The sequence below is a fragment of the Ghiorsea bivora genome (assembly GCF_000744415.1).
GTDB lineage: Bacteria > Pseudomonadota > Zetaproteobacteria > Mariprofundales > Mariprofundaceae > Ghiorsea > Ghiorsea bivora.
Map to the genome: position 1 here is coordinate 38,650 of NZ_JQLW01000005.1, position 25,279 is coordinate 63,928.

General features: G+C 45.1%; 26 protein-coding genes. 6 read left to right on the top strand and 20 right to left on the bottom strand.

Going from position 1 to position 25,279, the window contains the following annotated elements:
• Nucleotides 1-518 (bottom strand): type IV pilus modification PilV family protein (locus tag DM09_RS11640; protein WP_198401633.1); only part of this gene is annotated, 518 nt, incomplete at its 3' end.
• Between the two features lie 35 nt (nucleotides 519-553).
• Nucleotides 554-1,138 carry a prepilin-type N-terminal cleavage/methylation domain-containing protein gene (locus tag DM09_RS00700; RefSeq protein WP_038246755.1) on the bottom strand — a complete coding sequence of 195 codons (585 nt, stop codon included), beginning with the start codon at nucleotides 1,136-1,138 and terminating at the stop codon, nucleotides 554-556.
• Between DM09_RS00700 and DM09_RS00705 the strand changes: the two genes are divergently transcribed.
• From DM09_RS00705 to DM09_RS00720, 4 genes are all read left to right on the top strand, one after another.
• Nucleotides 1,119-3,488 (top strand): penicillin-binding protein 1A, encoded by a 2,370-nt coding sequence (locus DM09_RS00705; RefSeq protein WP_051937861.1) that lies wholly within the window; start codon nucleotides 1,119-1,121, stop codon nucleotides 3,486-3,488. The genes DM09_RS00700 and DM09_RS00705 overlap by 20 nt on opposite strands.
• A gap of 10 nt (nucleotides 3,489-3,498) precedes the next feature.
• The gene (locus DM09_RS00710) at nucleotides 3,499-3,810 is read left to right on the top strand and encodes a pyrimidine/purine nucleoside phosphorylase (RefSeq protein WP_038246758.1); all 312 of its coding nucleotides are present in this window, start codon (nucleotides 3,499-3,501) and stop codon (nucleotides 3,808-3,810) included.
• Between the two features lie 24 nt (nucleotides 3,811-3,834).
• Nucleotides 3,835-6,648 (top strand): excinuclease ABC subunit UvrA, encoded by a 2,814-nt coding sequence (uvrA, locus tag DM09_RS00715; protein ID WP_038247337.1) that lies wholly within the window; start codon nucleotides 3,835-3,837, stop codon nucleotides 6,646-6,648.
• A gap of 224 nt (nucleotides 6,649-6,872) precedes the next feature.
• The gene (locus tag DM09_RS00720) at nucleotides 6,873-7,640 is read left to right on the top strand and encodes an inositol monophosphatase family protein (RefSeq protein ID WP_038246760.1); all 768 of its coding nucleotides are present in this window, start codon (nucleotides 6,873-6,875) and stop codon (nucleotides 7,638-7,640) included.
• Nucleotide 7,641: 1 nt separating this feature from the next.
• On the opposite strand, the gene mog is transcribed toward DM09_RS00720, so the two are convergent.
• The 18 genes from mog to nirB form a co-directional block, all read right to left on the bottom strand.
• Nucleotides 7,642-8,172: a molybdopterin adenylyltransferase gene (mog, locus tag DM09_RS00725; protein ID WP_038246762.1), complete on the bottom strand. Its 531-nt coding sequence runs from the start codon at nucleotides 8,170-8,172 to the stop codon at nucleotides 7,642-7,644.
• Nucleotides 8,173-8,436: 264 nt separating this feature from the next.
• Nucleotides 8,437-9,681: a molybdopterin molybdotransferase MoeA gene (locus DM09_RS00730; protein WP_038246764.1), complete on the bottom strand. Its 1,245-nt coding sequence runs from the start codon at nucleotides 9,679-9,681 to the stop codon at nucleotides 8,437-8,439.
• Nucleotides 9,678-10,256 carry a molybdenum cofactor guanylyltransferase gene (gene mobA, locus DM09_RS00735; protein WP_038246766.1) on the bottom strand — a complete coding sequence of 193 codons (579 nt, stop codon included), beginning with the start codon at nucleotides 10,254-10,256 and terminating at the stop codon, nucleotides 9,678-9,680. The genes DM09_RS00730 and mobA overlap by 4 nt, the downstream gene beginning before the upstream one ends.
• Nucleotides 10,249-10,746, bottom strand: a complete 498-nt coding sequence (mobB, locus tag DM09_RS00740; protein WP_038246768.1) for a molybdopterin-guanine dinucleotide biosynthesis protein B — start codon at nucleotides 10,744-10,746, stop codon at nucleotides 10,249-10,251. Before mobB ends, mobA begins: the two co-directional genes overlap by 8 nt.
• 39 nt (nucleotides 10,747-10,785) lie before the next feature.
• A complete protein-coding gene (locus DM09_RS00745; protein ID WP_051937966.1) occupies nucleotides 10,786-11,265 on the bottom strand; it encodes a molybdenum cofactor biosynthesis protein MoaE in 480 nt (159 codons plus the stop codon).
• Between the two features lie 113 nt (nucleotides 11,266-11,378).
• On the bottom strand, nucleotides 11,379-11,516 hold the full coding sequence (locus DM09_RS11495) for a hypothetical protein (RefSeq protein ID WP_157753575.1): 138 nt from the start codon (nucleotides 11,514-11,516) through the stop codon (nucleotides 11,379-11,381).
• 29 nt (nucleotides 11,517-11,545) lie between these two features.
• A complete protein-coding gene (locus tag DM09_RS00750; RefSeq protein ID WP_038246769.1) occupies nucleotides 11,546-11,767 on the bottom strand; it encodes a MoaD/ThiS family protein in 222 nt (73 codons plus the stop codon).
• On the bottom strand, nucleotides 11,760-11,981 hold the full coding sequence (locus DM09_RS11500) for a hypothetical protein (protein WP_157753576.1): 222 nt from the start codon (nucleotides 11,979-11,981) through the stop codon (nucleotides 11,760-11,762). The genes DM09_RS00750 and DM09_RS11500 overlap by 8 nt, the downstream gene beginning before the upstream one ends.
• 68 nt (nucleotides 11,982-12,049) lie before the next feature.
• Entirely contained in the window at nucleotides 12,050-12,430 is a 381-nt protein-coding gene (locus tag DM09_RS00755; RefSeq protein ID WP_038246771.1) for a type II toxin-antitoxin system VapC family toxin, read from the bottom strand.
• Complete coding sequence (locus DM09_RS00760; RefSeq protein WP_038246774.1) at nucleotides 12,430-12,657, bottom strand: type II toxin-antitoxin system Phd/YefM family antitoxin; 228 nt, start codon at nucleotides 12,655-12,657, stop codon at nucleotides 12,430-12,432. Before DM09_RS00760 ends, DM09_RS00755 begins: the two co-directional genes overlap by 1 nt.
• A gap of 77 nt (nucleotides 12,658-12,734) precedes the next feature.
• Nucleotides 12,735-13,214 carry a cyclic pyranopterin monophosphate synthase MoaC gene (gene moaC, locus DM09_RS00765; RefSeq protein ID WP_038247344.1) on the bottom strand — a complete coding sequence of 160 codons (480 nt, stop codon included), beginning with the start codon at nucleotides 13,212-13,214 and terminating at the stop codon, nucleotides 12,735-12,737.
• A complete protein-coding gene (locus DM09_RS00770) occupies nucleotides 13,214-13,891 on the bottom strand; it encodes an ATP-binding cassette domain-containing protein (protein WP_081881028.1) in 678 nt (225 codons plus the stop codon). Before DM09_RS00770 ends, moaC begins: the two co-directional genes overlap by 1 nt.
• Nucleotides 13,888-14,553 (bottom strand): molybdate ABC transporter permease subunit, encoded by a 666-nt coding sequence (gene modB / locus DM09_RS00775; protein WP_038246777.1) that lies wholly within the window; start codon nucleotides 14,551-14,553, stop codon nucleotides 13,888-13,890. The genes DM09_RS00770 and modB overlap by 4 nt, the downstream gene beginning before the upstream one ends.
• Nucleotides 14,546-15,238, bottom strand: coding sequence for a molybdate ABC transporter substrate-binding protein (modA, locus tag DM09_RS00780; protein WP_232507710.1), 693 nt, complete (start codon nucleotides 15,236-15,238; stop codon nucleotides 14,546-14,548). Before modA ends, modB begins: the two co-directional genes overlap by 8 nt.
• Nucleotides 15,239-15,240: 2 nt before the next feature.
• The gene (gene moaA / locus DM09_RS00785) at nucleotides 15,241-16,266 is read right to left on the bottom strand and encodes a GTP 3',8-cyclase MoaA (protein WP_038246780.1); all 1,026 of its coding nucleotides are present in this window, start codon (nucleotides 16,264-16,266) and stop codon (nucleotides 15,241-15,243) included.
• Nucleotides 16,263-18,947: a nitrate reductase gene (locus tag DM09_RS00790; RefSeq protein WP_081881029.1), complete on the bottom strand. Its 2,685-nt coding sequence runs from the start codon at nucleotides 18,945-18,947 to the stop codon at nucleotides 16,263-16,265. Before DM09_RS00790 ends, moaA begins: the two co-directional genes overlap by 4 nt.
• Before the next feature lie 6 nt (nucleotides 18,948-18,953).
• Nucleotides 18,954-19,283, bottom strand: coding sequence for a nitrite reductase small subunit NirD (gene nirD / locus DM09_RS00795; RefSeq protein WP_038246784.1), 330 nt, complete (start codon nucleotides 19,281-19,283; stop codon nucleotides 18,954-18,956).
• A complete protein-coding gene (gene nirB / locus DM09_RS00800) occupies nucleotides 19,283-21,742 on the bottom strand; it encodes a nitrite reductase large subunit NirB (protein WP_038246787.1) in 2,460 nt (819 codons plus the stop codon). The genes nirD and nirB overlap by 1 nt, the downstream gene beginning before the upstream one ends.
• 302 nt (nucleotides 21,743-22,044) lie before the next feature.
• Between nirB and DM09_RS00805 the strand changes: the two genes are divergently transcribed.
• Complete coding sequence (locus DM09_RS00805; RefSeq protein WP_038246789.1) at nucleotides 22,045-23,556, top strand: NarK family nitrate/nitrite MFS transporter; 1,512 nt, start codon at nucleotides 22,045-22,047, stop codon at nucleotides 23,554-23,556.
• A 26-nt stretch (nucleotides 23,557-23,582) separates the two neighbouring features.
• A complete protein-coding gene (locus DM09_RS00810) occupies nucleotides 23,583-25,277 on the top strand; it encodes a bifunctional protein-serine/threonine kinase/phosphatase (protein WP_038246792.1) in 1,695 nt (564 codons plus the stop codon).
• Nucleotides 25,278-25,279 lie beyond the last annotated feature (2 nt).

Sequence of the window (25,279 nt, forward strand, 5' to 3'; positions counted from 1 at the left end):
GTTGTGCCTGTGGTAGGCGTTGTGCCTGTGGTAGGCGTTGTGCCTGTGGTAGGCGTTGTGCCTGTGGTAGGCGTTGTTGCCACTGGTGCTGCCGCCCCTGCTGAAGCAACAGTTATCCCTCCTGGCGCACTAATTGTATTACTATATATTTTTTGATTTTTCGTAACTTTTCCGGTTGCAATATCTGTAACCGTTGCTTCCAATAGGTATTTATCTTGTGCCAGCACCGTACAACCAACACTTACAACCTGTCCGGCTCTAGCTGAGTTCGAATTGTCACGCAGCTGCACTGGCATTAAGGCTACACAATCCGCTGCCGAGCCAATCAACAACGAAGCTTCTGTTAATAAGTTTTTCGCTAACGTCGCCCCTTCCATTCTAGCCTCACTATGACTATTTTGTTTCATGGTCACCAATAATAGCTGTGCCATCGCTAACAACCCCACCGATACGATCACCATCGATATCATCGCCTCCAGCAATGTAAATCCAGACATAACTTCCTTGTTTTTTAACATTTCCCTTCTTCCTTCACCCCTTAAAATAATATTTGTCATACTTGCTTAACCTGCACACGACCCGTTACATTGCTTACCGTTAGAACAAGCTTGTGCAACACAGATGTGTCCCCTGATTTTACAAGCACTGACCATGTAGATCCTGTCACAGTCACTTGCCCACCTGATTTAAAAGCAAATGTCTTTACTGCTGGCTGCGTAGCAGAGGGAACCCCTGCACTAGAGGCTTCCTGAAAACTCACATTCTCCACTGCTTCCCACACAATAGTCCCCCACACATCCGTAGCAGCATCATAGGCATTCGCATTGTTTTCATCATATACCGTACTTGCAATCATTTGACTGGTCAAATCCACACCTACATATTGCGTTTCACCTGTTGTTAGCGCTTTCATACGTGCCGCAACCATTGCACTTCTCAGTTTCTCAGCCGCAGCATCAACCTGTTTATCCGCACGAACAGTAGTCCACGAACCTGATGCGATTGTTACAAGAACACCCAAAATCGCAATCACCACCATCAACTCAATCAGCGTAAAACCAGCCTGCTTATAAGCTTGTGCTTGCTGCTTACATGGTGTTTCGCTTAGGTTTGGCGATATGCGTTGGTTTAAACTCATTTTAAAAATATCCCTCTCCCTAGCCTTTATTGCAGTAACCTGCATCACAGGCGGCATTTTTTATTTCTCCCAAGGCTTACCACAGCTTAGCAATCTTTCGACCTATCAGCCACCTTTAGTTTCGCGCGTATTTAACACCCAAGGCGAACTGATTGCTGAATTTGCCGATGAACACCGCATTTTAACGCCCATGTCAGACATACCCAAATTCGTGGTCAATGCCTTTCTAGCTGCTGAAGATGAGCATTTTTACGAGCACCCTGGCATCAACCCCGCACGTATCATAGCTGCCACCATCGCAAACCTGAAAGCAGGACATACTGTTCAAGGTGCATCTACCATTACACAGCAAGTGGCTAAAAACTTCTTACTCACCAATGAAAAAAGCTATATTCGCAAAGCCAAAGAAGCGATTTTAGCTTGGCGTATTGAGCAAAATTTCACCAAAGATGAAATTTTATACCTTTACCTCAATCAAATTTTTCTAGGGCGAGGTTCTTATGGGGTCACTTCAGCAGCTTGGCGTTATTTTCATAAAAACCTTGATGAATTAACCTTAGGCGAAGCTGCTATGCTTGCAGGCCTACCCAAAGCACCTAGCTCTTATGCGCCACATGCCCACCCTGAGCGGGCAAAAAAACGCCGAAACACCATACTAAGGCAACTCAAACAAACAGGTTTAGCTTCAGCCAGAGATGTTAATATCGCCTTACAAGAGCCTTTGATTACGACCCCCTTACCCAAACGAAAACTGAACAATGCGTATGAAAACTTTGTAACCAAGTCACTGATTAAACAATTTGGACGCAATGCACTACGCAAACAAGGGTTAACAATCATTGTACCCTTTGATGAAACCATTGAAAACGCATCCATCAAAAGTGTGCGCGATGGTTTGTTACGCCTAGAAACAACACAGCCTTACCGTATCCCAACCCATCATAAACCTGAAACATGGGAAACACTGCTCAGCACATGGGCAAAAGGAAGAGACGCTGAACACGATACACTTGCCAGCGACCAACTTCGCCCTGCATTGGTAAAAGACATTGCCGATGACGGCTCACTCATTGTGCATGATGGCATCAATCAATGGCAATTAAGCCCGCCAGCATGGGAATGGGATGAAAATGCAGAATACACAGAAGAACGTCCCAACCACTGGATTATTGGCGATGAAATTTTATTACGCGGGGATGATCAAGGCGGCGTAGCCCTCACCCAGCAACCCAGCATAGAATCAGCGCTCTACAGCGTGGACTTAAAACGCGGAACTGTACTTGCCCGCGTGGGTGGTTTTGATTTTAAATTTGGCGGTTTTGACCATGTGACAGCCAAACGCCAACCAGGTTCATCCTTCAAACCTTTCCTTTACACCACCGCCATTGAAAAAGGTTACACACCTGCCACAATCGTGATTGATGCACCCATTGTTTTTGATAGTCAATCCACCGATGATTTTTGGCGACCTGAAAACTATGGCAACCGATTTGCAGGCCCAGTCACCCTACGCAATGCTTTGGAACACTCACGCAATCTTGTCGCTATTCGTGTATTGCATGACATTGGCATCAACACCTTTTTGCGCCGCTTACGCGATTACCCCTTTGAACAAAAATTCCCCAAACAATTGGCATTGGCTTTGGGTGTTGCCGAAGTCACCCCTGAACATATGGTTGAAGCTTATGTGGTGATTGCCAGTGGCGGCCTCAAATATAAACCTGTTAGCATTCAACAGGTGCAAGACCGTACAGGGCAAACCCTGCACCGTGCTGTAGCAGGAAACCGCTGCCAAGTTTGTCATGTTGACCCTGTGTTGGCAGTGAATCAAACCATGCGCCCTGCAGAACGTATTGTGGATCCTGTGGATGCCTTTTTGGTGCAAAATATGATGACAGGCGTGGTTAAACGCGGCACAGCACGAAGAGCTGTTGGTCAACATTTTAAACGCCCCGCAGCTGGTAAAACAGGCACAACCAATAAACAAATTGATGCATGGTTTATGGGTTTTACACCGCAAGTGCTTACAGGTGTTTGGGTGGGCAAAGACAACCCAGCACCCATGGGCAGAAAAGCAACAGGTGGTGGTGCGGCAGCACCTATTTGGGTGCAGGCCATGAAAGTCATGCATCAAGGTAAACCCGTTGAAGACTTTCCCGTGCCCAAAGAGGGTATTGAATGGGCTAATATTGATTACAAAACAGGTTTATTAGCTGGGCCATCAACAAAATGGCCATTCTTAGAAGCATTTAAAGAAGGAACTGCACCGACAGAAGTTGCCACAGGTAGCAGCCCATCACAAAATAGCCCTGTGGATAATAAAAAAGATTTCTTCGATACTGAACTTTAAGGAGATTACCATGACTTACCCCAATGCAACCATCACCAAAAAAGCCAATGTTTATTATGATGGCGATGTCATCAGCCGCACCATTACCACCGAAGACGGACAAACCAAAACACTGGGATTTATGCAAGCAGGCACTTATCATTTTAAAACATCCGCTGCCGAAATCATGGAAATTTTACATGGTGAATGCCGCGTTCGCCTTGATGGCTCACAAGACTGGCACATTTATAGTGCAGGCGAATCGTTCAATGTGCCTGCCAACAGTGGTTTTGATATCGAAGTGGCTGATATGTTAGACTATATTTGCCATTTTGAGGATTAGACGCACACGTTGAAAAAAGAAAATATGATTCGTGTCCAAGGGGCGCGTGTTCACAATCTGAAAAACATCAGCTTGGATATCCCACGAAATAAACTTGTTGTCATCACGGGTGTCTCGGGTTCAGGCAAGTCATCGCTTGCATTTGATACACTTTATGCCGAAGGGCAACGCCGTTATGTGGAATCTTTATCGGCATATGCCCGCCAGTTTTTAGGCATGATGGAACGCCCTGACGTGGATGCGATTGAAGGTTTAAGCCCTGCGATTTCGATTGAGCAGAAAACCACCAGTAAAAACCCGCGTTCAACTGTGGGTACGATTACCGAAGTTTATGATTATCTAAGACTATTGTTTGCACGGGTTGGGCAACCGCATTGTTATCAATGTGGTGAAATGATTACATCCCAGCCTGCAAGCCTGATTATCGAACAACTGGAACACCTACCCGAAAACACCAAGTTACAGCTTCTCGCGCCCATTGCTCGCAACAAAAAAGGCGAATTCAAAAAAGAAATTGAGCAAGCCATCAAAGATGGTTTTGTGCGTATTCGTATTGATGGCGAAATTATGCCGTTAGAAGATGCACCCGATTTGGAAAAAAACATCAAACATAATATCGAATTGGTCATTGATCGATTAGTGGTCAAAAAAGGCATGCGCACTCGCCTTGCTGATTCTGTGGAAACTGCCCTTAAATATGGCGAAGGCATGTTGATTGCTTTGATTGACACCAAAGCAGATAAAGAAGAAAAATTGTTTTCAGAAAATTGTGCGTGCGCAGATTGTGGCATTTCTTATCCTGAAATTGAGCCGCGTTTGTTTTCGTTCAACTCACCTGCTGGCGCATGTTTACAATGCGATGGTATTGGCAAACAAACCATTTTTGACCCCTGCCTTGTTGTGCCCAAACCCGAGCTCACCTTAGATGAAGGTGCAATTGCACCCTGGGGCGGCAGGGAAACGTTCATGTACAAGCAAACCATAGAAGCCGTCGCCAAGTTTATGGGCACCGATATGTTTACCCCTTTCAAAGACTTGGGTTCAGAAGCACAAAAAGCAATTCTCTATGGTACAGGGCGAAAAAAAGTTGATTTTGTCTTTGAAACAGCCACCCAAGCGCGCACAGTCAGTCGTCCGTTTGAAGGTGTCATCCCCAACCTTGAACGCCGCTACAAAGAAACAAGCTCTGAAGATGTGCGTGAAGAGTTATCCAAGTATATCAATATGATAGATTGTCCTAAATGTGAAGGTTCGCGGTTAAACACCACCGCCCGCCACGTTTTACTGGGTGATTTGTCACTGCCCACCATTTGCAAACTTCCTTTACGTGAAACCCAACTTTGGGTGCAACAACTAAAACTTAACAAACAAGACCAAGAAATCGCTGAAAAAATCTTGGAGGAAATTGCCGCGCGTCTCGGTTTTATGATTGAAGTGGGTTTGGATTATTTAAGTTTAGACCGCACTGCAGGTACATTATCGGGTGGTGAAGCACAACGTATTCGTTTGGCAACCCAAATTGGTTCGGCATTGGTCGGCGTATTGTATATTTTGGATGAACCTTCCATTGGTTTGCATCAGCGGGATAACGATAGGCTATTAAATACACTCAAACGTTTAAGAGACTTGGGTAATTCGGTGATTGTGGTCGAACATGATGAAGATGCTATTCGCCATGCTGATTTTATTGTGGATATGGGACCTAAAGCGGGGGAACATGGTGGTGAAATCGTTGCCCAAGGTTCACTCGCGCAGATTCTGAAGAAGAAAACACTGACTTCCGATTATTTAACAGGGCGAAAGTCCATCCAAATCCCCAAACGTCGCCCAGTGCCTAAAAAACACCCCATGTTAGGCATTACAGGTGCATCAGAACACAACCTACAAAACGTGACTGCTGAATTTCCCATTGGTCGGTTCACATGTATCACAGGTGTTTCAGGCTCAGGAAAGTCGACCCTAACTTTAGACACTTTATACCGTGCTTTTGCCCACGCCAAAGGTTTAAAAACGGAGCGTATAGGCACACACACTGCATTGATTGGTGAAGATAAACTCGATAAAATCATCGACATCGACCAAAGCCCCATTGGCAGAACACCCCGCTCCAATCCTGCGACTTACACAGGGCTTTTCACACCGATTCGAGAATTATTTGCCGCCGTACCTGAAGCACGTGCTCGTGGCTATAAAATCGGGCGTTTTTCGTTTAATGTTAAAGGTGGACGCTGTGAAGCTTGCCAAGGTGACGGGCTGATTAAAGTGGAAATGCACTTTTTGCCTGATGTTTATGTCAGTTGCGAAACATGCCAAGGCAAACGCTACAACCGCGAAACCTTGGATATTCGTTACAAAGGTAAAACCATTGATGAGGTTTTAAACCTGACCATTGATGAAGGGTTTGAATTTTTTAGTGCCGTTCCATCATTGAAAAACCGCTTAAACACGCTGCAACAAGTGGGTTTGGGTTATATCAGGCTCGGGCAAGCAGCCACCACACTTTCAGGTGGTGAAGCACAACGCGTGAAACTGGCGAAAGAACTGGCGCGAAAAGCAACAGGTGACACATTATATATCCTTGATGAACCCACTACTGGGCTTCACTTTGCCGATGTGGATAAACTTCTCGATGTGCTTCATTCACTGGTTGAACGCGGCAACACCATGATTGTCATTGAACACAACCTTGATGTCATCAAAACCGCTGATTGGATTATCGACATGGGGCCAGAGGGTGGTGACAAGGGCGGGCAAGTGGTCGTCTCAGGCACACCAGAAACCGTTGCCCAATGCAAAACATCATGGACAGGAAAATACCTCAAACCACATTTGAAGTGACCAAGCGCTACAACATGATAGGTTGCGCCTGTTCTTTGAAAAGATAATTGATTTTTACGCAAAAAACTTTTGCATCCATTTTTCATTTTGGAGCGAGCCACGGCGAAAATGAAGAGCAACACCGCAGTTTAGCCCAGCTAAATGAGGATGTTGGTTTTCGTTTTTAACGCAGGCGCAGCCCAAAAGGGATATGGTGCGGAAGTTTTTCACACTGAGGTATTGTTATGCTATTTGTTGCCGTTCGCGCCGCCCGCCGCGCTGGAGACCTAATCCTTCGCCACTATGAAGATGCCGACTCGTATTCGGTTAAACAAAAACAAGACCGCGACTTTGTCACCGAGGTTGATAAACGCGCTGAAGAAATCATTATTTCTGAAATTCGCAAACATTATCCCAACCATGGCATTGTGGCTGAAGAATCTGCTCCCATTAATCCTAATGCAGACATTCAATGGTATATCGACCCTTTGGATGGCACCACCAATTTCGTACACGGTTACCCACATTTTGCAGTGTCCATTGCTGCATGGCAAAAAGGAAAACCTTTGCTTGCTGTGATTCATGACCCTATTCGTGATGAAACTTTTGAAGCTAAGAATGGTGGCGGTGCATTTTTAAACCGTCGCCGCATGCGTGTTAGCGAATGTAAACACGTTAAAAATGCATTGTTTGCATCGGGATTACCGCCTTATCAACGCGATGGGCTGGATGATTTCCAAAAACGCATGGATAACTGCATGCGTGCTGCTGATGGTTATCGCCGTGGTGGTTCTGCCGCACTTGATTTGGCATATGTTGCAGCAGGTCGCATCGACGCATACTGGGAAGCAGGCCTAAAATCTTGGGATATCGCAGCAGGTGTATTACTCATCCAAGAAGCAGGTGGCATTGCCACAGGTCTTGATGGAGCAAGCATTGATTTAGAAAAAGGTGATGTGCTTGTCGGCAACGATGCCATGCACCGTGGTTTTCAAAAGCTTATCAAGCTTTAAATCACTTCTTTTTGGGGCGGAAGACCTTGCATTGCGCGGGGGCTGCCTCCAAATAAGGACCTTCAATCAAATCAATACAGTAAGGCACAGCAGGAAACACAGCATTCAGGCAATCATCAATCGCCGAAGGTTTGCCTGGTAGGTTGATGATAAGCGTTTTGCCGCGAATACCTGCCGTTTGCCGTGATAAAATCGCGGTCGGTACAAACTTAAGCGATTCTTGGCGCATCAATTCACCAAATCCCGGCATCATTTTTTCACAAACAGCTTCCGTCGCTTCTGGGGTGACATCGCGAACCGCTGGACCAGTGCCGCCAGTAGTTACAATCAAACAACAGCCTTCATCATCTGCCAATGTCTTAAGCGCGTTTTCGATTTCTATCTGTTCATCGGGAATGACACGCGATACAGCTTGCCATTCGCTGGTCAACACCCGCTCAAACCACGCAAGCATGGCAGGTCCACCCAAATCTTCATACTCGCCACGGCTGGCTCTATCTGAAACCGTAATAAATCCAATTTTTGCTTTCATATTCTTCCTCTTATCCGTCATTCCCGCGAAGGCGGAAATCCATATGCTTTACGATATCCTTATGTCATTTCCCCCAGGAAATACTCTCTGGCTTCGCCATTCACCTCATCGACCGAAGCGGAAAATCTCCAAGATGCTTCGAGTGCGAAGCCTGCCCATGGTACTACATTCAGCATGACAAACCTTTAAATGTCATTCCCCACTTGATACGGAGTCCACGCTTGTTCAATGGATACCCACCTTCGCGGGTATAACGTATAAACATTAAATACCCAATTCCTCTTGGAAGTCCATATCTTGCAACAGTTGCACTTGTACCTTATCGCCTGCTTTAAGCCCTTCTGATTCCTCGGGTACCACCACAAAACCTTGGGCTATCGCCATACTCATCAATACACCACTACCTTGTGTGCCTGTGGATGTAGCCAGATAGCCTTGCTCATCTTTGCTCAAGGTCACACGCACAAAATGGGCTCTACCTTTCCTATCTTTTAAATCGTGTGACAGTTTTGCGGTGATGGTTCTGCGGCATATCTTTTCATACCCCATCATGCTTCGTAAAGCAGGTGATACAAATTCTTCAAAACACACCATGCTAGACACAGGGTTACCCGGCAATCCAAACACCACACCGCCCTGCTTGGTTGTACCAAAAGCAAGCGGGTGGCCAGGGCGCATCGCTACGCGCCAAAAGTGCATGGTAATGCCTAATGCATCAAGCGTAGACCGCACAAAGTCATGGTGCCCTACTGAGACCCCGCCACTGGCAAGCAACACATCATATTTCAGCCCTTCTTCAAGCTTGGCTCGAAGTTGTAGCGGATTATCTTTGGCAATGCCGAGCAATGTCGCCTCAATACCCAAAGCTTTGCACTGCGCGTACAAGGCATGGGAGTTTGCATCGGGGATTTTGTTTTCATCCACTGGCTCATCCAATGCTTCCAACTCATCACCCGTAGATAAAATCGCTACACTGGGTTTCGCAAACACGGGCACTTGTTTTTGTTTCACCATAGACAAAATTGCCAGCACCCCCGGCGTGATGCTCGTGCCTTTGCTTAATACTGTTTTTTCATTTTTTAGGTTTTCGCCCATAGGTCTGATATTTGCACCTTGTTTGGGTGGGGTAAGTATCAACACATCATGCCCATCCTCTTGTGTATCTTCCACCCGAATCACCGTGTCCACACCCTCTGGCGTTGGTGCACCCGTCATGATTCTAGCTGCTCTGCCTTGTAGCACCTTGATGCTTGGCATTTGCCCTGCCCGAATATCATCCACCACTTTTAAGCGCACAGGGTTTTCAGCGCTTACAGTCTCAATATCTGCAAAGCGCACAGCATAACCATCCATCGCCGACACATCATAGGGCGGATGATTGCGGTTCGCTGCCACATCCTCAGCCAATACGCGCCTCAAACTGTCATACAATGCGACATGCTCCACAGCCTTGCGGCTGATATGTTTTAACACTTCCGCTAAAGCATCACCTACAGATAAATAATTCATGCCTCACTCCAACCTTGTAAATCCTGCGCAGTGTCCAAGCTCACCACGCTGCGCAAGCCCGCATCATAAACAGATGCCTCATTTTCGGGTATCACCTTTGTATTCATAGCCATTAACAGATGTTTCAAACTTCGTTTATCCGCTCGAATATTTCGCTGCATGTGTGGCAAGCTTTTGCGATGATAAAAACAACATAAGGGCTGTAAAACGCCATCCACTTTTAATGTCACAGCATCAAAATCCTCTCGATTGGTGGTCATAAACCGAACTAAACTCGGCGCTACAAAAGGCATATCCACGCCCACCACAAACAACCAATCCGTATCCAAAGCTTCAAAGCATGCGGCAATGCCTAACATTGGCGCGCGGCTTTCAGATGTGTCTAATATTTGCAGAAGTTGGGTATCATTTCGCTTTTCTCGGCTGCTAACCACCACGCTTTGAAACAAAGGCGTGAGATTACTTTCTGCATGTTGAAGCAATGTTTTACCCTGAAACATCACCCCCGCCTTATCCCGCCTCATGCGTTTGGACTCACCACCTGCAAGAATCACTGCCGTACAATTTTTAATCATGTTTCAACCATTCTAAAACAAAGCGTGCAACTTCATCCGTGTGATTCAAATCCAACTTAGGCACTTCCACATCCAAATCAGGCATATCGGCCACCACAGCAATCAATTCATTTATATCACAACGCAAATCCGATGACCGCGCTTGTCGCACCACTTCAATTTTAGGGCATGGCATAGACGCATAACCTTCCACCAACACCAAATCCGCATCGGGGAAGTGTGTGTCGGCTAGTTGCTGCGGTGTTTGCGCTTGTGCCACATTTTTTACCATTAACATTTGCTCAGGGCCAACCAATAATGAGCCCGATGCGCCTGCCTGTTTATGTCGCCAGCTATCTTTGCCGGGTGTATCCATTTCAAGCTGATGATGTGAATGTTTGATACTGCACACGTTCAAACCGTGCGCTGATAATTTACTAATCAACTTTTCCATCAAGGTCGTTTTCCCTGAATTGGAATAACCAACAATAGCAAGCACTGGCACTGTCATACAATAAACCTCTGCGTACTCCGCATCCTCTGCGGTTCATTAAGGATGAGAAGTTACCCAAGTCTCACCATCAGGTGTTGTTTCGCGCTTCCAAATCGGCACGCGCTTTTTCAATTCATCAATCAACCATTCACATGCTTCAAACGCGGGCTTTCTATGCTCTGCACCCACCACAATTAACACGATTTGTTCACCCGCATGAACCCTCGTCACTCTATGCACCATACGCACACCCAAAATGTCAAACTTATCTAAGGCTTCATCCCGCAAGGCTTTCATCGCCTTTTCCGCCATACCTGCATATTGCTCAAAGTCGATAGAAAACACATCTCGCCCTTCTGAAAAATCACGCGCACAACCCAAAAACGAAACAATACCACCCATGCGTTTGCAGCTTTGTTTGATGGCTTGCACTTCTTCTTCCACAGAAAAATCCGCTTCTTGAATACTAACTCCCTCGCCCTGCAAGGGACAAAGTGCCCCGAGGGTAGAGGGTTGGGGTGAGGGTGTTTTACTCATACTTTTCACCACAAATACCGCCGTCATTCCCGCGAAGGCGGGAATCCATATTTATAAACTTGAAGTGGTGGATTCCCGCCTTCGCGGGAATGACAGATAAGAGAGTATTCACCTTAGTTATCTTCTACTATATCAAGGATGGTTTTATCAGAAAATCGACCTTGTTTAACATCATCAAGCCCACGCATAATATTTAAGGTAATTTCCTGATCTTCAACATCAATTGCTGATTCATTTAGGTTGTTGTTCATATCACACCTTTCGTGTCTCTGTGGTTCATTTATCCGCCCGAAAATGGTGGCATCAATGCCACTTCATCACCACTTTTTAATATCAAACTCAAATCATTCACTTGCTCTTGATTCACAGCAATCAACAGTGGTTTGATGTCTGCACACCCCAGCTCTGTAATCAACGCTTCAAGGCTTTGCCCTGCCCGCACTTGCATCAGCTGCTTACCCACTTCATCTGCCACCATTCCAAAAAACAGAACCTTAATCATTTAACCTCTGGCGTTCTTTATTATCCACAGTTTTCAGCACAACACAGCCATTTTCAACTGAAATATCGACAATACCGCCTACCCCACACTGCTCAAGCACCTCGTCAGGCAACACAACATACTTTTCACCATCTTGCTCAATTACTTCCAATTGCATGACAGCCCCTTGATTCGATGCCCTGCGGATTTCTCCTGCCGTTGACAAATCTTCCATACCCCTGCCAAGTCCTTAAATTCCTGTGACCATCTTTTATCCATGTCACCCACAAAACCTCCCCCAACTTACGGCTTAAAAGTCTCAAACTCTAAGGCTGTTAAAAAACGATAGTGCTTGGCATTCCCCGAAAGCAAAGATAACCCATGCTCTATGGCTGTGGCAGCAATCAAGGCATCTGCCATCAACATTTGATGACTTAAGCGCCATTCTTCCATCATAAATAAAGCGCGCTGGCTTATGGCTTCGCTTATGGAGTAACGCTGGAAATCATAACTGTCCAAAAACCTTCGCAAAGCAACTTGTTCTGCTTTATTTCGCAAGCCTTGCACCAGTTCCATCTGTGTCACTATCGAAATCGCAGGGGGGTTCATTTGCTTAATGGCATCTCGCGCCTTTTCATTGCCCCGCATATACCAAATCAGTACATCGCTATCGATTAAACACATTAAAACTGGCGACCCTTACGCATATCCCGCACATATTCTGCAACATCTCGCTCATCATCTGCCCAAATACCAAAAAAATCATCATCTTTAGATTTACTTACAGGCTCAATGCTGCTTAAACGCGCTACAGGTTTACCCCGCATACTAATGTTCACAACCTGACCTTTTGATGCCGCACTTAGATAATCGCTTAAATGTTGGCGTAGTTCTTTCGCATTAATTTGCATAAACCACCTCTAGTTCAACTTCGAAGTTAAACTTTAAATGTTTAGAAGGTTAAATTCAAGTGTTAAAAACCAAGCACTCATGTTTTTCGAATAAAATCGCCCGACTTACCACCTGTTTTTTTATCCAAACAGATATTGGTTAAAGTCATGCCTTTATCCACGGCTTTGCACATATCATAAATGGTGAGCAGGGCTGCACTCACTGCCGTCAACGCTTCCATTTCCACGCCCGTTTTCCCTTTGCATTTCACCGATACTTGCACCTTCAAACCACAAGTCTCCGTTAGCTCCGAGAAGGACACATCAATACCCGACAACATCAAAGGGTGACACATAGGAATAAAATCGGGGGTTTTTTTCGCACCCATAATTGCTGCCACATCGGCAATAGCGAGCACATCGCCTTTTTTCAGTTTACCTTGTTGGATATGTTCCAAGGTGCTTTGCAACATGTGGATTTCACCGCTTGCCACAGCAATACGTGTCGTCACTTCTTTATCAGACACATCCACCATACGCCCACGCCCTGCTTTATCGAAATGGGTTAAATCACTCATCATTCACACTCTCTATAGATTCCCACCTGCGTGGGAATGACGATTTTTGTTACGCTTGTTAGCAGTTTCCCTTCGCGCATATGCCAATGTTGATTCGCCAACACTTTGGCATCTTCTTTATCATGGCTGACCAACAACATGGGCACATTCAAGTCTTGCTGCAATGCCTGCAAAGCCAGTCTTAACCTTGCCCGAATATCAGGGGCTTGGGCTGAAAAAGGTTCATCGAGCAACAATAGACTTGGCTTGCCATACAACGCTCTTGCCAATGCCACGCGCTGCGCTTCGCCTGTGGAAAGCATGGCTGGTTTTCGTTTGAGCAGCGACACCACCTCTAAGCTCTCGCACACTTGAAAAAAGCAATTTATATCTTCATCTGCTACACCAAACTTGATATTCTTTTCCACATCCAACCACGGCAAAAGCACGGCATCTGCCCAAACAAAACCAAGCTTTCTCGCTGCTGTGGGTTTTGAAAATCCTGCCGCACTATCCAGCCAAAATTTTCCACCCACTTGAATCTGACCCGTGCAATCTTGCAAACCTGCCAAACAACGCAGCAATGTGGTTTTGCCTGCTCCATTTTCACCAGAAATAACAACGCACTGTGCTTCAAAACTGGCTTGCACATCAAGTTGCAAATTGCCCAATGTCGATTGAACACGAAATTGATTCATGATGCGCCAAACAAAGGTTTGCGATTGATGCTATACACCAAAGCCAACATCACAAACGAGACTGCCAACAAAATAAACGCCAGTTGCGCAGCCTCTGCCTGCTGCTGCACTTCTACAAATTCAAACAGCGCAATGCTTGCCACTTTGGTCTCCCCTGGAATTGAGCCGCCCACCATCAATACCACGCCAAACTCGCCCATGGTATGTGCAAAAGACAACGCTGCTGCGACCAACACCCCGCCTTTGGATGCAGGTAGTATCAATTGCCATAAGCTTTGTTTGATGTTCAAACCTTGCACCTTGGCAAGCTCCAACCAGTCATTCGGAATAGCACGAAAAGCTTGCTGCATGGGTTGCACGGCAAAGGGCAAAGAATACAATACCGAAGCAATCACCATGCCCGAAAATGAAAATGCCAAAGATGAATCAAATAGGCTTTGCCATACGCTTCCCAGCCAAGAATCAGGCGCAATCAAAACCAATACATAATAACCCAACACAGTCGGTGGAAGCACCAAGGGCAATGCCACGACCACTTCCAACACCGTGCGGCCCATAAATGATTTGAATGCCAATGCATACGCCAAAGGCAACGCGATAAGCAGCAAAAGCGTTGTGGTGGTGAGCGCCAGTTGTAGTGAAATGATAAGTGGATCAATCATCTGTTTCGTCCATTACTAACAGTTGATAAAAGCTTTCCGCTTTATCGGACAACAAAACAGCAGTGTAGGTTATGCTTGCCAAAGCACCTTGATTTGTATGCACAGGCACAAAACCTGCATCGATTAAACCTTGCTTCACCATCATGACAGCTTGCATGGCATTTTGCGCATAGACAAGTTTGGGTTTGATGACTTGCCACAACCCTGCTTGCTCTAACACCTGCTTAGCTGCTTTACCAAACGGGGCGACCTGCGGGTTGGCAATGGCGATATGTTGGATATCCGCTTGGGGTAATTGGGCTAAGCTTATTCGGTTTTGTTTCGTATCCATCAATCCCAAATAACTATAAGCAATGATTTTGGATGGGCGCTGAATTTTAGCAGCTATCGCTTTATCTGCGGCAATAAAAATATCGAAGGGAGCGCCTTGGCTTATTTGGTTAAATAATCTGCCTGTTGAACCTGATACCAAACGCACTTTTATATCGTGTGTGGCTTCAAATTGTGTGCTATACGCTTTCGCTTGCTCATAAAAGCTGGATGCTACGGCAACAGTTAAAATTTCCTGCCCATAAGACTGTGAACCACAGAGCCACAGAGATGCACATAGAACAATAGCATAAAATAGAACTTTTGTTTTTTTCTGCGTAACTCTGCGTTCTCTGTGGTGAAAAAAATAAAACAAAACTAACCACCAATATGAATCATAGAACGTTTATCGGCTTTGCCATCAAATTCATAAATACCAATTTCAGGTTTAATCAACGCAGAGCGCAGGAACACACCCCGAATATCCGCATCACTACCACCTGCGCGAATCACATCCCGAATATTCATCTGTTTATCGGCTGGCAGACAGGAGCGAAGCCCACCATCAGAAGTTAAACGCAAGCGATTGCAACCTTCACAAAATCGCTCAGACATGGGCATAATAAAACCCACTTCACCACGACCATCTTTGAGCGGTAAATAACGCGCTGCAGTATTGCCTGTTTGCATGGGTGAAATATCAACGCGGGCTTGCACATCATCACGCTGCAAAATCTCATCAATGCCAATATAATGTTTATCCCAGTCCATGCCCTGCTTCATAGGCATCAGCTCAATAAAACGGATAGTTGCGCCAATTTCTGTTGCAAAATCAATCAGGCTGGGCACTTCGTTTTCATTGATACCCTTCATCAACACGGTATTCAGTTTAAGTGGGAAAAGCCCTGCATCACTCGCAGCTTGAATACCATCCAACACAGGCTGCAATTCGCTACCTGTTAGCTTTTTAAAACGAAGGGGGTTCAAGGTGTCTAAGCTGATATTGATGCGGCTCAAGCCTGCATCTTTTAGTGCTTGCGCATATTTGGCTAAATATGTGGCATTGCTGGTCATCGCCAAATCGGTGATGCCATCAATCGCTGCAATCTGGGCAATCAGTGTGCTCAAATCTTTACGTACCAAAGGCTCGCCACCTGTAATTCGCACTTTATTGACGCCAAGCGATGCCGCAACGCGAACAATGCGGGTAATCTCTTCAAAGCTTAGTATATGCGAGCGTGGTTCAGCTTGATAAGCATCGGCAGAAGGCCTGCAATAATCGCAGCGCATATTGCATCTATCGGTGACCGAAATGCGCAGATAATTCAGCTTGCGCCCGAAGCTATCTTGCAAACCTTGAGCATGTTCTGCCTTGGCATAAAAGGTGATGGGGACGGCGTTCATGAACCCGACAATAGTCTTTTCATCTCAGGAACGCACGAACCACAACCCGTGCCCGCCTTGGTACAAGCCTTGAGCGTTTCCAAATCACCACAGCCACTTTCCATGACTGCAAGCAATTCAAGCTCGCCCACATTATGACAAGCGCAAATGATTTTACCCTTGGTGTCTTCAGTGTTGACCACGCTGCTCGGAGCAAGCAGGAATGGGCGCATATCACCCACATCCGTACCTTCCAGCATCAGTTTACGCAACCACTTGGCTTCAGAAATATCACCACCCACCCAACGCACTGCTACCAAGTGCCCATTGCTATCAATCCATGCTTTGCGATTGATACCAAGGCGTTTATCCGAATAAGTTAACACTTCAAATGCCTGACCTTGTTCTAAAATATGGTCTAGGCGTTTGTATTGTTCATCACGCAAAGGTTGCGTACAAGCAATATCAATAGAGGTCACAGGAAACTTTTGCCCCGCACACGCCACCACACCATACGTATACTCCACAATCATTTCACGACCCAAATCCACATGTTCACCCGCCATCAGCATCATGCCATGCCAAGCTGCTTGAAATGGTTGAATGCGCACTGCTGAATGTTTAAATTCAGGCTCTTTGGACAGAGGGTCAACTGATGTTTTTATCAAACTATTAATACGTCCCGCCCTCGCCATCATTTTACCCCAATGCATGGGGAAGAAAATCAAACTTTTGCGGATATCTTTGCTAATTTGCGCTGGCGCAATCACTTCACCACGGCGTGATGTAATCAACACCAGGTCTTCATCTTCAATACCATATGCTTTGGCATCATCAGGATGAATTTGTACCGTAGGCACAGGAATATGCTGCATCAATTGCGGCACAGCTCCTGATTTGGTCATGGTATGCCATTGGTCGCGAATACGACCTGTGGTTAATGAAATCGGATATTCCGCATCAGTAGGCTCAGCAACAGGGATATAATCAATATCCACAAAGTGTGCTTTTTTATCTGCTGTTTCATATTGATTATCTGTGTATAAACGTTTGATTTCGCCTGCTTTATCACCTTTTCGAAACGGCCATTGCTGCGGCCCAAATTCATCGAGCAGAGCATACGAAAGCCCTGAAATATCAATGTCTACACCTTGGGTTAAACCACAATGTTCATCAAATACATCGCCTGCTGTTTTATAGGCAAATGCTTTTGACCAATCTTGGCCAAGCTTTTCACCCAACACGATTCCGAAATCTGCGGCAATCTTCCAATCATCACGGGATAAACCCGCTTTAGGAATAGCCTGCTGCAAATGCGTGATGCGGCGCTCAGTGTTGGTAATCGTGCCTTCTTTTTCTGCCCAACCTGAAGCAGGAAACAACACATGCGCTAGCTTGGTTGTATCTGTGGGATGATAAGCATCGGATACCATTACCAATTCTGCTTTTTTCAGTGCCGCTTCGGCGCGTTTGGCATCGGGCATAGAAATAATCGGGTTGGTGCATGCAATCCAAACGGCTTTAACTGAGCCTTCTTCCAACGCGCTAAACAATTCTGTAGCCGTGAGTCCTGGCTTGGACGGCACATCATCTACACCCCAATAATGGGCGACTTCTTTGCGGTGTTCTGGGTTGGTATATTCGCGGTGTGCAGCCAGCATATTCGCCATACCACCCACCTCACGACCACCCATAGCATTGGGCTGACCAGTCAGTGAAAATGGACCACAGCCTTCTTTGCCGACAAGCCCAGTCGCCAAATGGAGGTTGATTAATGCATTGTTTTTATCTGTGCCCGATGAAGATTGATTTAAACCCATGGTCCAAAAGGACAACGTTTTACTTTCACCAAACCATCGCGCTGCTTGAATAATATCTTCTGGGTTTAAACCACATGTTTTTGCCGTTTCACCTAGATTAATATTTAAAGCTTTTTCCCGAACCTCAGCAAAACCAGCCGTGTATTTGGCAATATAATCTTCATCGGTAAAACCCTCTTGTAGCAACACATGTAATATCGCCTGATACAATAATACATCTGTGCCTGGTTTGAGTGGTAAGTGCAAATCAGCAATAGAGCATGTATCAGTGCGGCGCGGATCAACCACAATCACTTTTAAATCAGGATTGGCTTCCTTGGCAGCTTCTAGCCTACGAAAGACAATAGGGTGCGCATACGCAGGATTTGCCCCTGCAATAAAGAAACAGCTGGCTTTTTCAATATCATCATAACAAGTTGGAGGCCCATCTGCGCCAAAAGCGCGTTTATAACCTGCCACAGCGGAACTCATGCAAAGCCTAGAATTGGTGTCGATATTATTGCTACCAATAAACCCTTTCATGAGTTTGTTGAATACATAATAATCTTCAGTGAGCAGCTGACCAGACACATAAAACGCGACCGCATCAGGCCCGTGTTCTTTAATGATGTCTGCAAACTTCTGTGCGGTATGATTTAAAGCAGTACCCCAATCCACAGGTGCAAAAGGTGCATCCAAAGATGTACGCAACTGCGGCACCAATAAACGGTCTTTGCTGTTGACCGTGTGATGCAATTCTCGCCCTTTCGAGCACAGCTTGCCTTGGTTGGTAGGGTGGTTTATATCACCACTCAATGAAATGATTTTCTCACCATCAGTTTCCAAACGGATGCCACAACCTGTACCACAATAGGAACAGGCGCTATTTACAGTTGCTGTCATATAAGCTTAGAGGGCTAAGAAAACAGTGCCGTTTTCAACCTTCACAGGATAAGTTTTTACACAGCCTTCATCAGGTGCGGCAACTTGCCCATCATCCAAATGGATGCGCCAGTTATGCAAGGGACACAACACATCATCACCTGAAATAATACCATCCACCAACGGTCCATTTTTATGCGGGCAACGATTTTCCAAAGCTTTCACTCTATCATTGCTCAAACGAAACACAGCAATCACTGTGTTATCTGCACGCACTGTACGGGCTTGCGCTGGTGGGATTTCATCCAGTTTACATACTTCAATCCATTTTGGATTTAAATCATTTTTATCTGGCATTATACTGACTCCACACGAACAGGAATATCAATCGGTTTGTATTCCGTAAATTTTTCATAACCTTTATCCGCATCTTCAACACGCGCTTGCCAAGGGTCATGCGCTTGGGCATCAAGGTAAGTATGTAAACGTGCCACCAAAGCTTTTCGATTTTCAACATCATCCACTACGGTTGCTTTGATACTGTCCAAACCTACACGCTGTTGCCAAGGCGCAGTCCGCTCATTGTGGCGGCCTGTCTCACGATAGTGTTGCAAATAAGCTTTGGTAATTTCTTCAACTTCTGCTTCATTATCTACAATACAAAGTAACTCTGTCGCCACAACATGTACGCCGCCATTACCGCCTGTGCTGATTTCCCAGCCGCCTTCAACGCCAACAATACCAACATCTTTAATCGTGGCTTCTGCGCAATTTCGAGGGCAACCTGATACAGCCAATTTCACTTTGGCTGGGAACCAAATGTGGTCAAGTTGTTTCTCTAAATGAATGCCCAAAGAAGTGGAATCTTGGGTACCAAACCTGCACCATTCTGAACCCACACAGGTTTTTACCGTACGCAATGCTTTACCATAAGCATAACCACATGCCATATCCAAATCTTTCCACATCGGTGCTAAATCTTCTTTTTTTACACCCAATAAATCGATACGTTGACCACCTGTAATTTTCACGGTGGGTACATTATATTTCTTGGCTACGGTCGCAATTTTAATCAGTTCATCTGGCGTGGTCACACCGCCATAAATACGTGGAATAACTGAAAAAGTTCCGTCTTTCTGAATATTGGCATGCATTTTTTCATTGGCGATACGCGAAGTGCGGTCGTCTTCTGAATCTTCAGGCCAAATCATGCCGATATAATAGTTAATCGCAGGGCGACAAACTTGGCAACCTTCACCTTGCCAGTCCAACACATTCATCACTTCACGCACCAAGGTTAACTTCTTGGTTTTAATTTGTTCTTTCACTTGTTCATGGTTCAATTCTGTGCAGCCACAAATTGGATCATGCTCAGATTCAACAAACGCCGTACCCAATGTGGATGCCAAAATCTGATCAATCAGACCCGTACAACCACCGCACGAACCACCCGCCTTGGTACAAGCTGTAATTTCTTTGCGTGTGGTAAACCCCTCTTTAACAATAGAATCCACAATATCTTTTTTACTAATGCCATTACAGCCACAAACCACTGTGTCATCACTCATCGCCGATGCTAAATCTTCGCCTGAATGCCCCGAATCCCCCAGCCCCGATGCTGAGAATAGGATGCTAGAGCGCAGCTCGGAGATATCTTTGCCATCTTGCATCCATTGGAAGAAAGTTGGTCCATCAGCCGTGTCACCAAACATGACCACACCTTTGATTTTATCATCTTCCAAAATCATTTTCTTGTATACGCCGCCGTGTTTATCCAGAAGCTCAATCACATCCGCGCCCGGCGTGCCCATGAAATCGCCAGCAGAAAACACATCAATGCCTGATACTTTCAATTTGGTGGACACCACAGAACCTGTGTATGATTTTAAACCATTGCCTGTAATTTGATATGCCAACACTTTGGCTTGCTCAAATAACGGTGCAACAAGCCCGTATGCAATGCCTCTATGCTCAGCACATTCACCCACCACATACACAGATGCATCGGTAACCGTTTGCATATAATCATTAACCACAATGCCCTTGTTACAGAATAAACCACATGATTCAGCCAAAGTTTTGTTCGGGCGAATACCCACAGCCATCACCAATAAATCACAGTCTAATGTAGAACCATCTTTAAATTTCAGCCCTTCAACACGTTTGTCACCCAACACTTCCGTGGTCAGTGTAGACATTTTAAATTTCATACCTTGTGCTTCCAGCGAGGTTTTAAGCATTTCGCCTGCAACACTATCCAACTGCATATTCATCAAAGTGTCTTGGTCGTGCATCACAGTGGCTTCCATGCCGAGGTTTAATAAACCTTTCGCAGCCTCCAGGCCCAAAAGACCACCACCAATCACAGCCGCTTTTTTATATGTTTTTGCCGCTTCAAACATTTTATCGCAATCTTCAATGTCACGGAATGCAATCACACCTTCTTTGTCGTGCCCTGGAATCGGGATAATAAATGGATTCGAACCCGTTGCGATAATCAAGTTGTCATATTCTGCTGTGGTGCCGTCTTCTGCGGTGACCAAATTTTTGCCACGATGAATTTCCGTAACCTTCTTGCCCATATGCAATTTGATGCCGTTATCTTTATACCATTGTTCATCATTCAAGATGATATCTTCAATCGTGGTATCACCCGCAAGCACTGGAGATAACATAATACGATTATAGTTGGGATATCTCTCCGCGCCAAAAATCGTAATTTCAAACATGTCGGGATTGGCCTTTAAAATCTCTTCAATAGCACGTACACCTGCCATGCCATTACCAATCATTACCAATTTTTTCTTATCGCTCATTTCAACCTCGCGGGCATAATTCAATTTAATATTCTTTTTGATTGCACCCTATATAGCAATCTCTGTGCCTACATGCTTTTTCACGTTTCAGCACACAAAAAACAGTATGACCGGCACATTAAGCTTAAAATATAGGCTATATATGCATAATAATTAATCACACACTGACAAAAAGCCCCTTTCTTTACGGCAAACTGTTTCATTTGTAACATGGCACTTGCCTTGCTCCTAACGCAAAGTATGCAAAATCATTAATCGCAGAAATACGCGCATGCATTCAAGATAAGCGAGGAGAAAAACACATGGCCGCAACAGGTGTTGGCGTTGACCAAAGCAAAATAAACTTATTTTCCTTCACTGGCAAAATGAAAATTCTACACATGTCATGGCTGGCGTTTTTTATCAGCTTTATGGTGTGGTTTAACTTTGCCCCCCTTCTCGCATCCATCCGTGAAACTTTTGGCCTATCCGACCAAGAAGTAAAACTTCTACTTATCTTAAACGTCTCCCTCACCATTCCTGCCCGCATCATCATTGGTATGTTGGTGGATAAATACGGGCCTAAAATTACATTCTCAGTTTTGCTTGGTTTGGGTAGTATCGTTTGCTTCTTATTCGCTTTTGCAGAAACCTACACCGAGCTTGCCACCTACCGCTTTTTATTGGGTTTTGTGGGCGCAGGTTTTGTAATTGGCATTCGCTTGGTATCAGAATGGTTTCCTGCCAAACAAGTCGGTACTGCCGAAGGTATTTATGGTGGCTGGGGCAATTTTGGTTCCGCAGGTGCTGCCATCTTATTACCTACACTGGCTGCATGGATTGGTGGGGATGATGGCTGGCGTTGGGCTGTAGCCACGACTGGATTCTTAGCACTAGGCTTTTCAGTTGTTTTCTATTTTTCAGTGAGCAATAACCCCAAAGGTACCACCTACTTCCGCCCGAAAAACTTAGGTGCAATGGAAGTGACCAGCAAGGGTGACTTCTTTTTATATTGCGCCATGACCGCACCCCTTTATTTAGCACTTGGTACCTTGGCTTGGAAAGTTGGCCCAGCTAACCTTGATATTTTTTCAGCCAATATTACTTGGATGATTTACGCAGCTTTATTTGTACTCTACGCTTACCAAGTATCGAATATTTATAAAATCAATAAAGGTTTATTTGCCGCCAACGCGCGACCTGTACCTGAAATTCACCGCTACAAATTTAAGCAAGTTGCCGCCTTGAATTTTTCTTATATGATTACATTTGGTGCTGAGCTTGCCGTGATTTCCATGCTTCCTTTATTCTTCTTTGATACATTCAAAGACAGCGCAAATTTATCCGTGGCAGAAGCCGCTTTGATTGCATCGATTTTTGCAGGGTTAAATATTGTGATGCGCCCTATGGGCGGCTACTGGAGCGACAAATTTGGGCGTAAGCTCGTTTTGTCCATTACCCTGATTGGTGCCGCTGTAGGCTTTTTCTTGATGTCTCAAATCACCCCCGATTGGTCGATTCCTGCAGCTGTGGGCGTGATGGTGATTGCGGCTGTATTTGTCAACGCTGGTAATGGCGCAGTGTTTGCCGTTGTACCTTTGGTGAAGCGCCGCTTAACTGGTGGTGTTGCGGGTACAACGGGTGCATTTGGTAATGTCGGCGGGGTAACTTTCCTTACCGTCTTATCTTTTGTATCCTCAGACACCTTCTTTATGGTTATATCTGCGGCGGCATTTGCTATCTTCTTACTCGTCATGTTATTACTTGAAGAACCCAAAGGTTTTATGTACGAACAAAATGAAGATGGCAGTATTGAAAAAATAAACCTTCATTAATCATAGCAGGTAAGGGCGGCAAATGAATGGCAGACGTTTTACAAGTTAAAGCAGGGCAACACACCAGCGCGGGCATCAAACCCCACAATGAAGACTCCTGCGGCATTCATATTTCAAAAGGTGCAGCGCTTACGCACAAAGGCATTGTGGCTGTAACCGCCGATGGTGTTGGCTCATCAGAAGCAGGGCGCGAAGCCAGTGAACATTGTGTTAAAGCATTCATCGATGATTACCTTAGCACCCCCATGTCTTGGAGCGTACAAACATCAGGTGAACGTATTATCAAATCATTGAATTCTTGGTTATATAATCAAGGCCAAATTCGTTATGCCTCAGAGCTAAGTTTAGCAACTACATTGGCTATTCTTATCTTGAAATCAACAACAGCACATATTTTTCATGTTGGTGACTCCCGTGTTTACCGCATCCGAAATGGAAAAATAAAGTGTCTAACCAAAGACCATCGCTTAGTGATTGATAAAAATAAAACTTATTTAGCACGTGCTATGGGTGGTGAACATGATGTTCACTTTGATTATGCCAGACACCTTGTTGAAGTGGATGACACCTTTGTGCTCACCACAGATGGTATTCATGAATTTATTGATGATACAACCATCATGAATTTCGCTGTAGAGGGTGATGCAGAAGCTGCCGCACAACATATCGTCAACGCAGCTTTAGAATCAGGTAGTGATGATAACCTCACAGCACAAGTTTTACGCGTGACCCAACTGCCTAACCAAGATGAAAATGAGTATTATAAAAAACTAACTGCGCTCCCCTTCCCGCCACCATTAGAACCTGGACAAGAGCTTGATGGCTACAAAGTTATTAAAGAGCTGCATACCAGCAATACCATACAAGTGTATTTGGCGGAAGACATCGAAAGCGGTGAAAACGTGGTACTTAAAACGCCTTCCGTAAACTTTGAAGATGACCCCGCTTATATCGACCGCTTCTTGCATGAAGTGTGGGTAGGCAGACGCATTGATAGCCCACATGTGTTTAAAGTATTGCAACTTAAACGTGAACGCAGCTGCATTTATTATGTCACAGAATTTTTACAAGGGCAATCGCTCGCCCAATGGATATTAGACCATCCAAAACCCGACCTCGAAAAAGTTCGCGATATGATTGGACAAATGATTAAAGGTTTAAGGGCTTTTCACCGTAAAGAAATGGTGCATCAAGACATCAAACCTGAAAATATCATGGTTGACCAACACGGTACAATTAAAATTATCGACTTTGGCAGCACACGTGTATCTGGTTTAGAGGAAATCCACACTCCAATCAAACAAATGCATGTGGGAGGCACAGCCAATTACATTGCACCTGAGCTGTTTGATGGTTATGAAGCTACCCCAAAAAGTGATATGTATTCATTAGCCGTAACCATTTATGAAATGCTCAGCGGTGGTCATTTTCCTTATGGTAAACTTGAAGAAGCCAAACCACACAAACATTACGATTATATTTCTGTACGCAACTACAATCAAGATGTACCCATTTGGATGGATAGAGCCATTCAAAAAGCTGTAAGCAAAAACCCTGAACGAAGATACGATTCTTTCTCAGAGTTTCAGCATGATTTATCCAACCCCAACCCTGAATTCATGAAGGCAGGTGTGCCGCTTATCGAACGTAACCCCATTGGTTTTTGGAAAGGGCTGGCTATTATCTCCATTATTTTAAATGTTATCCTTATCTTAACCTAAGT